The organism is Paraburkholderia sejongensis (assembly GCF_020880815.1).
Taxonomy (GTDB): domain Bacteria; phylum Pseudomonadota; class Gammaproteobacteria; order Burkholderiales; family Burkholderiaceae; genus Paraburkholderia; species Paraburkholderia sejongensis.
Genome location: NZ_JAJITD010000031.1, coordinates 32,789 through 41,020, shown reverse-complemented (window position 1 = coordinate 41,020; position 8,232 = coordinate 32,789). Strand labels below are relative to the sequence as shown.

The 8,232-nt window shown below is 63.9% G+C and carries 5 protein-coding genes and 1 pseudogene; 3 read left to right on the top strand and 3 right to left on the bottom strand.

Going from position 1 to position 8,232, the window contains the following annotated elements; all coding sequences use genetic code 11:
* On the bottom strand, window positions 1–3,855 hold a 3,855-nt coding region (locus tag LJ656_RS33860; protein WP_230513790.1), incomplete at its 3' end, for a beta strand repeat-containing protein.
* A gap of 138 nt (window positions 3,856–3,993) precedes the next feature.
* Window positions 3,994–4,095: pseudogene (locus LJ656_RS35210) on the bottom strand (ESPR domain-containing protein); the annotation flags it as partial.
* Window positions 4,096–4,665: 570 nt separating this feature from the next.
* Between LJ656_RS35210 and LJ656_RS33855 the strand changes: the two are divergent.
* Both LJ656_RS33855 and LJ656_RS33850 read left to right on the top strand, forming a co-directional pair.
* On the top strand, window positions 4,666–5,487 hold the full coding sequence (locus LJ656_RS33855) for an EAL domain-containing protein (RefSeq protein WP_230513789.1): 822 nt from the start codon (window positions 4,666–4,668) through the stop codon (window positions 5,485–5,487).
* A 199-nt stretch (window positions 5,488–5,686) separates the two neighbouring features.
* The gene (locus LJ656_RS33850) at window positions 5,687–6,121 is read left to right on the top strand and encodes a VOC family protein (RefSeq protein WP_230513788.1); all 435 of its coding nucleotides are present in this window, start codon (window positions 5,687–5,689) and stop codon (window positions 6,119–6,121) included.
* A 40-nt stretch (window positions 6,122–6,161) separates the two neighbouring features.
* Here the strand turns inward: LJ656_RS33850 and LJ656_RS33845 are convergent, their stop codons facing one another.
* Window positions 6,162–6,443 carry a hypothetical protein gene (locus LJ656_RS33845; RefSeq protein ID WP_230513787.1) on the bottom strand — a complete coding sequence of 94 codons (282 nt, stop codon included), beginning with the start codon at window positions 6,441–6,443 and terminating at the stop codon, window positions 6,162–6,164.
* Window positions 6,444–6,776: 333 nt separating this feature from the next.
* Between LJ656_RS33845 and LJ656_RS33840 the strand changes: the two genes are divergently transcribed.
* Window positions 6,777–8,189, top strand: a complete 1,413-nt coding sequence (locus tag LJ656_RS33840) for a DUF2252 domain-containing protein (RefSeq protein ID WP_230513786.1) — start codon at window positions 6,777–6,779, stop codon at window positions 8,187–8,189.
* Window positions 8,190–8,232: the final 43 nt, after the last annotated feature.

Sequence of the window (8,232 nt, the reverse complement as noted above, 5' to 3'; positions counted from 1 at the left end):
GAGGCCATTCGCGCTCGCACGCGCGGCCAGCGTCAGATAATCGACCGGGCTCGATGCACCGCCCAGCGAGATCGTGCCGAAGTCGCCGGTAATGCCGCCGGTCGTATGCACGATCGTGTACAGCGTGCCGGGCAACGCGCTTGCCGATGTCGGCGCGATCGCCGTGAAGCCGGTCACGTTCAGCGTGCCGGCCAGGCTCGCCGTCGCGGCGCTGATCGCCGGGCTGTTCGAGCCGATGGCGACGTTCAGCGTCGAGCCGGCGGCCTCGGTGAACGCGCCGGTCGTGGCCAGTTGCGACGAAGCGCCGATGCTGGCCGTCGCGCCGCTTTGCGTCGTGTAACTAGCTGCGATGAACACGCCGCTTTGAGCGAATGCCAGTGTGCCCGCGTCGACCGAGACGGCGCCTTCGCTCGAACCTGCCGCGGTCAACGTGGCGGTGCCCGCGCCGGTCTTGGTCAGGCCACCGGTGCCGGACAACGTGTTGGCCAGCGTGCTGTCGGCGGCGTAGTCCAGTTGTAGCGCCGCGTCGTTGGTGACGGCGCCGGTGCCGAGCGCGTTGCCGTTCGTGGCTACCAATGTGCCGGCGGAGACCGTCGTGCCGCCGCTATAAGTGTTGCTGATCCCCGAAAGCGTCAGCGCACCGGCGCCCGTCTTATCCACACTGCCCGCACCGCTGATCGCGCCGGAGAAAGTGGTAGCCGCAGTGTTGTTGGCAGTCAGCACGGTTGCGGCCGATGAACCCAACGTCACCGCCCCCGCTCCCGACAGATCATTCAACGTCTGCGAAAAATCATTCAGCGCGAGCGTCGCGCCGCTCGCCACCGTCACCGCCGAACTCGCCGCCATCGCATCGGCGATGCCCATCGCAAGCGTGCCGCCATTCACCGCAGTCGTGCCGGTGTACGTGTTCTGTGCGGACAGCGTCAACGTCCCCGCGCCAGCCTTCGTCAGATCGGTCCCATTCCAGCCGGTCGCCGACGCAGCTTCGTCAGCCAGCGCCACGTCGACATTGAACGCATCCGTCGCGTTCGTCAGCGTGAACGTGCCGTTGCCCAGCGTCGCGCCCGCCTGCCAGGTCAGGCCGAAGCCCGCGTTGTAGTCCAGACCGTCCGCGCTGCGCTGCGCGCCCAGCGTCAGATAGTCGACCGGGTTCACGTAGCCGACAAACGTGAACGCGCTGAAGTCGCCAGTGATGCCGCCCGTCGTATGAATCAGCGTGTATTGCGTGGAAGGCAGCACGCTGGCCGACGCCGGCAACGCGCCCGCGAAACTCGCGATGTTCAACGTGCCGTTCAGCGATGCCGATGCCGCAGTGATCAGCGGCTCGTTGCCCGCGCCAACGTCGACGTTCAGCGTCGATCCAGCCGCCTGTGTCAACACACCGCCGAGCGTCAGTTGCGAATTCGGGCCAAGTTGCGTGGTCGCGCCACCGCTCGTAGTCAAGCCGCCGGTGATCGCGAACACCCCGTTCTGCTGGAATGCGAGCGTGCCGGCCGTGACCGTCACGGCGCCTTGCGTCGAATTCAAACCGGTCAGCGTCGCGATGCCCGTGCTGGTTTTATTGAGCGTACCCGCGCCGGTCAGCTGATTCGCGAGCGTGCTGTCCGCCGCGAAATCGAGTTGCAGCGTCGCCGCGTTGCTGACCGCGCCGCTACCGAGCGCCGCGCCATTGGTCGCGATCAGCGTACCCGCACCGATCGTGGTGCCGCCGCTGTAGTCGTTGGCCGTACCGCTCAGCGTCAGCGCGCCCGTGCCAGTTTTATCGAGCACACCTGCGCCCGACAACGCGCCCGCATACGTCGTGTTGGTCGCGCCGTTCACCGCGGTCAGCGTCGCCGAACCGAGCAGGATCGAGCCGCTGCCCGACAGATTGTTCGCGGTCTGATTCAGGTTGTTCTGGCTCAGATCGAGCGTGCCGTCGACCGCCACGCTGCCGCTCGTCGCGAACGCATTCGCGACGCCGCCGAGCAGCCTCGAACCGGCGCTCACCGTGGTCGCGCCGGTATACGTATTGCCCGCGTTCGATAGCGCGAGCGTGCCGCCTCCCTGCACGGTGATTCCGCCGGTGTTCGCGAGCAGCCCGCTGATATTGAGCGTCTCGCCCGCATTCACGTTCGCGATCGTCGTACCCGCGAGGTTGATGTTGCTGGTTGCCGCCAGCGTGCCGTTGCCCGCGAACTGTCCGCCGCTTTGCACGTTGATCGTGCCGACGTTGACGGTGAAGGTGCCGTCGGTGACCTCCACCGTGCCGCCGCTCTGCACGGTGAAGGTCAACCCGCGCAGGCTCGAGCCGCCGCTGCCGCGCACCGTGCCGGCAGTGCCGGCGGCGCTGTCGGTTGTCACCGTGAACACGCCGCCCGACGTATTGCCGTAATTGACGCCGTCGGCCAACGTGAAATAGCCGCCGCTGACCGTGGTGTTCGCCTGGATCGTCGAGTCGTAATTGGTCGTGGCGCCGTTATCGCCATAAAAAATCGCCTCACCATTGCCGGCCTTCGTCACGGTCACCGTCGAGCCCGCAATCGACGAGACGGGATCGTAAAACTGGATCTGGTAGCCGGCATTCGCGTTCAGATTCAGACTGCCCGACGAGCCCAGGTAGATCCCATTTGGCGTACCGGTGCCGATCACCGGCGCGTAGTTGCCCGACGTGCCGAAGGTCGCGCCCTGCCGGTTACCCTGAAACAGGATGTTGTCGGTCAGCGCGCTCATCGTGATCGTGCCGGACTGCAGGTAGATCGCGCCGCCGCTGGTCGATGCATAGTTGTTCAGAAACTGCGTGCCCGATGTGAGGCTGACCAGCGCGCCTGACGCGTCGTAGTAGATCGCGCCGCCGTAGCCGCCCCCGCTTCCGGTGCCCGCCTTCACGACGTAGTTGTTTTCGAAGACCGCGGCGGCGTTGAAAATGTATTGATAGTTGTAGGACGCGCCGTTGCCGAACGCGCTGATCCCACCGCCATAGGCAATCCCGCCTGAGCCGGTCGAGACGATGTAATTGCTGTCGAACGTGACCGGGGCGTTGAATTGCACGACCGACGCGCCGCTGCCCGGACTCGTATAGCCGATGTTGATCGCGCCGCCGCGCGGGTTGCCCGATCCCGTGGCGGTCGTGTTCACGTAGTTGCCGGTAAACGTGCTGACGCCATTGAAGGTCAGCGTCGACGCGCCGCCCCAGATATCGATCGCGCCGCCGAAATAGGTGGTCGAATAATTGCTGTTGAAAGCGGTCGTGCCGTAAAAGGTCATCACGCCCGGGCTCTGGTACATCGAGATCGCGCCACCATAATTGGTGGTCCGGTTGCCGCTGAACGTGTAATCGCCGTAGAAATTCATGTTGCCGGCGTACATCGAAATCACCCCGGCGCCGTCGCCGGAAGACACATTGTTAGAGAACGTCACGCCGTTCGCACCGGTGCCGGCGGTGATATTCATGAACGTGCTGCCGGTCGTGCCGCTCATATAAAAAATATTGCCGAATGCACCCTGCAGCCCGTTGAACGTTACGTTGTTCAGAAACAGATTCGAGGTCCGCGCTCCCCCGGTGTTATAGAAAAGCGCGGTTCCGGAATTGGCGGTTTGCCCGAAATTGATGTTCGACAGCGTGACCGAATTCTGATCGATACTCGAGCTGTTGTACGTAATGAGGTTACTAGTGGTGCGCGTGATCGTATTGCCGGCACCGTCAAGAGACAGCGTCGAATGCGCGGCGGTATTCACGGTGATGGCGGCATTCCAGGTGGCATTCGCGCCGATGTTGAACTGGTAGTTGGTCGCGCTCCAGTTCGTGCCGCTATTCAGATAGGTGGCGATATCGGTTCCGGCCGGAATGGTCACCTGCGCGAATGCCGCGGACATAAACGCCATACTCGAGGCTTGCGCGAACAATAGCGAGCGTAAAGGCCGGCCGCAGCCATAATGTTCGGCAAGCGGTTTTCGAAACGCGGCGTATTGCGCGCCTCGGTCGGGCGCATCCGGCATATGCGCCGCGCGCTGCCGGGAACGCCCGCCCCGCTTCGAGTGCGATGAAACCAACTCCGATACGGCAACCCAACTACCCAACGCGTCATTCCAGATACTGCGATAGGCTCGATTCACGACTATCCCCTATGCAAGTTGATAGGACATCGCACTATTTTTTGGGTTGATTTTCAGATGTTTTTATCCTATCGCCGCATTTGAATTATCGACACGCTGAAAAGAATAGCGCATCGCTGTCGGCGTGAATATCCGTTTTCGTAGTTGCAACACTATGTGGATCCTGGCATTGGCTGCGAAACGCAATCGCGCCGCCTTCTTATTTACACATACGCGTACGTGTCCGCATTGAAGAATGCTTTCCTGTGCACGTGAAAAAGGATCAATATTGTTAAGACGGCATTTACTCCATGCAACCCCCGCTTTACCACTCATTTCGCATATGAGCTTTGCACGGATAAGACGATTCGAAATCCGAACTGCCTTTTTTCGCACTGTGGAATAATCAAACATACGCTCGATTTAACAATTAAATCCCTTCTGCCCGCTACCCTTTTAGGACCTGTCATATAGGCCCGCAGCACCGGTCCGCGGACAATTGCGCGATTTTCCGCAGCGCGTCACGACTCCCTCTCGCCGCGTTGCGCTTGCGACGCAAAACGTCCGATTCAATCTCAACGACCAACGAGCGTGGACCTCAACATCTTGCGGGAGCTTGCGCGCCCCACCCCGTCATTGCGCAGCGGCGAGCTCGCCTCCACCCCGTCGTTGCGGCAGCGCAACCGCGTACTGGAAGGCCTCGCCAACCGCGAATTCACGCTCGCTTACCAGCCTGTCGTCGATGCGCGCGGCGCCTCGGCGGTCGGGGCCGAAGCGCTGTTGCGCTGGCACCATCCGGTGCGTGGTTGGCTGCGGCCCGGCGCGTTCATTCAGACACTCGAGCAGGACCGCGAGATCGCGTGGGAGGCCACCGCGTTCGTCGTAGCGCAAATCGCCGCCGATCTCAGCGCGTCGCCGGGAACGCGCCGCAACGGCTTCGTGTCGTTCAATGTCTATCCGTCGCAACTGCTCGGCGGCAAGCTCCGCCAGTTGCTCGAAAGCCGCTATCTCGCGCGCGGCCATGCGCCCGAAGCGTTGCTGATCGAGTTGCTCGAAACCGAACCGCAGCCGCTGTGCGACGGCCTCGTCGAAGAAATCCGCCGGCTGCGTGCGCTCGGCTTCCGGATCGCGATCGACGATTTCGGATGCGGCTCATGGAGCCTGCTGGACCTCACCCGCACCGAAGTGGACGCGGTCAAGCTCGCACGCGAACTGCTGCAGCACGTGCCGGCCGTGGGCTCGGCCACCGAGATCATGCTCGGCGCGTTACGCATTCTCGAAGGCCTGGGCACGCAGGCGATCATCGAAGGCGTCGAAACGCCTGAGCAGGCCGCGTGGGTCGCCGCGATCCCGCGGGCCTGGGCGCAGGGCTACGCGTTCGCGCGGCCGCAGCCGGGGCTGCCGAAGCTGTAGCTGGACGACGCCTTCAGGGAAACGCGATCGGCCGATTCACGCGGGCGGCTGGCTTGCGGGCGCGACAATAGATCGGAGTTCTGAATGTAATGCGCCCGCCATGTCACGCTGCTAGAATCAGCCGGCGTCGGCGGCCGCTCATGCGCCGCCCGGCGGTCATCCGTCCGTCTTTTCTTCGCCCCCGTTCCCGGAGATCAGCATGGAAATCCAACCCTATCTTTTCTTCAATGGCCGTTGTGAGGAAGCCATTGCGTTCTATCGCGCGGCACTCGGCGCCCAGGAGCTGATGAAGTTGCGCATGAAGGACGCGCCGCCGAATCCGGCGCAGCCGGTGCCCCCCGAACACGCGGACAAGATCATGCATGCGACGCTCGTCGTCGGAACTACGCACCTGCTGATGTCGGATGGCGATTGCGGCGAGGGCGGCAAAGCGGTGCATGCGGGCTTCAGCCTGTCGGTCACCGTCGAAGATCACGCGGCCGGCGAGAAATATTTCAATGCGCTGGCCGACGGCGGGCAAGTGATGATGCCGTTCCAGCAGACCTTCTGGACCAGCGGCTTCGGCATGCTGACCGACCGCTTCGGCGTGCCGTGGATGGTCAATGTGCAGGATCAGCAGGCGGCGCCGAAGTAGCCTTCGCGGTTTCGACGCAGTCGGACTGAGCCGTTCCGTCTTACTGTGTCGCTGACGCGCCGCTCGCGGGCGTACTGTGAACGGCCGCGGCGCCGCTGACCGCCGGCGTCGCGCTGGCCGCCGCACTGGCCTGAGCGTTCGCGCGATTGGCCGCATCGCTATCGCCCGGCGTGCCCCTCGCACTCGCCGAATTGCTCATCACGCCGCTGCTGCCCTGGCTCAGCGGCTGCTGGCCGTTATCGTCCGCGCGCTTGCAGCCGGACACGCCCGCGATCGACACAAGCGCCCCCAGCGCGATCAGCGTTGCCACTCTCTGTCGCATGATTCGCTCTCCTTCGGTTGTCTGCTTACACCGATGAAATCGAGCATCGAGCGTGCCCATGCGCCGATGCGTCCCGCGCCGCTCGCCACGCACCCACGCTCCAACGTGCGTACCCACGCCGACGCGCCCCGCCCTGTGCCGGCTTTTGCCCCGGTATGACAGCCTCGCACGTCACGCGCGCCGCACTATGGCAATAAGCGCACGGACACGCTAGAGTTGCCAACAAACACGGCACGCGCCCCGCCGGCGCCCGTGCAGGCAAGGTTTTGCGTAGTGAGTCAAACGTCGTAAGTCAAACGAATTGAATAACGCCGCATTGCCAAGAGGCAAACGATGACGCCACCCGAAACACTCGCCGATCGCAGCGCGCACGGCCGCTCCGCCCGTAAGAACACCCCTCGCAGCGCCCATGCCGCGATCGGCAACGTCGATCGCGATCCGGTACGGCTGCTGCGCGAAAGCAGCCACGGCCGCGTCTCGACGCTGGTGCCGCTGCGCTACGGCCGCATGCTCGCGTCGCCGTTCACTTTCTTTCGCGGCAGCGCGATCATTCAGGCCCACGATCTCGCGGCCACTGCGAACAGCGGCTTTCATTTCCAGATCTGCGGCGATTGCCATCTGATGAATTTCGGCGGCTTCGCGACGCCCGAGCGCTCGCTCGTGTTCGACATCAACGACTTCGACGAAACCGCGATCGGGCCGTGGGAGTGGGATCTCAAGCGCCTGACCGCGAGTCTCTACATCGCCGTACGGCATCTCGGCCACGGCGACCGGCTCGCCGACGACGTCGTCGCGGAGGCGGTGATGAGCTATCAGCACTGGACCGCCGAGTACTCGCAGATGAGTCCGCTCGAACTGTGGTGCGAGCTGATCACGTTCGCGCGTCTTGAAGAGCTGTCGCCGACCGCCGATGCACGCAGCCGGATCCGCGACGGCATCTCGCGCGCGTCGCGCCGCACTCACGAAACGATCCTGCCCAAGCTTGCGAGCCGCCGCGAAGGGATCTGGCAGATTCGCGACGCGCCGCCGACCGTGTTCCACGTGCACGGCAAAAACACGCTGTTTACGCACGACGACGACTGGCTCGGCCTCGGCGACTGGCGCACGTTGATGCAGCCGCTCTACGACAGCTATCTGAGATCGCTCGGCACGGTGCGCCGTACGCTGCTCGATCACTTCACGATGCACGACATGGCGTTCAAGGTAGTCGGGGTCGGCAGCGTCGGCACGCGCTGCCTGATTCTGCTGATGGTCGATCAGCACGAGAAGCCGTTGTTCATCCAGTTCAAGGAGGCGTCGACTTCGGTCGTGTCGCGCTTCTTCAAGGCGCGCGGGCCGAAGCACCAAGGGCAGCGCGTGGTCGACGGACAGCGGCTGATGCAGGGCGCGAGCGATCCGTTCCTCGGCTGGACCACCGGCCCGTTCGGGCGCGCGATCTACGGCCGCCAGCTGCGCGACATGAAGATCTCCGCGACCCTCGAGCTGTTCGCGAAGGAGACCTTCAGGCAATACGCGGCGGTGTGCGGCTGGGTCCTCGCGCGTGCCCACGCGAAAGCGGGCGGCGTCGCGACCGAGATCGACGGCTATCTCGGCAATGGCGAACAGATGACCGAAGCGCTGGTGCTGTACTCGCGCGCGTACGCGGACCAGGTCGAGCAGGATTACGAACGATTCCGCGACGCGTGCCGCAGCGGCCGGCTCGAAGCACGCACCGACGCGGATATGGCGGCTGACTTCGTCGCGTGAATGGGCGGTTTGAGGTTCCCGTCGCACGCGGGTTGCGGGTTGC

Coding starts and splice junctions, on each gene's coding strand:
- LJ656_RS33850 (WP_230513788.1), top strand. CDS start 5,687: ATGGAAATCCAACCCTATCTTTTCTTCAATGGCCGTTGTGAGGAAGCC.
- LJ656_RS33845 (WP_230513787.1), bottom strand. CDS start 6,443: ATGCGACAGAGAGTGGCAACGCTGATCGCGCTGGGGGCGCTTGTGTCG.
- LJ656_RS33840 (WP_230513786.1), top strand. CDS start 6,777: ATGACGCCACCCGAAACACTCGCCGATCGCAGCGCGCACGGCCGCTCC.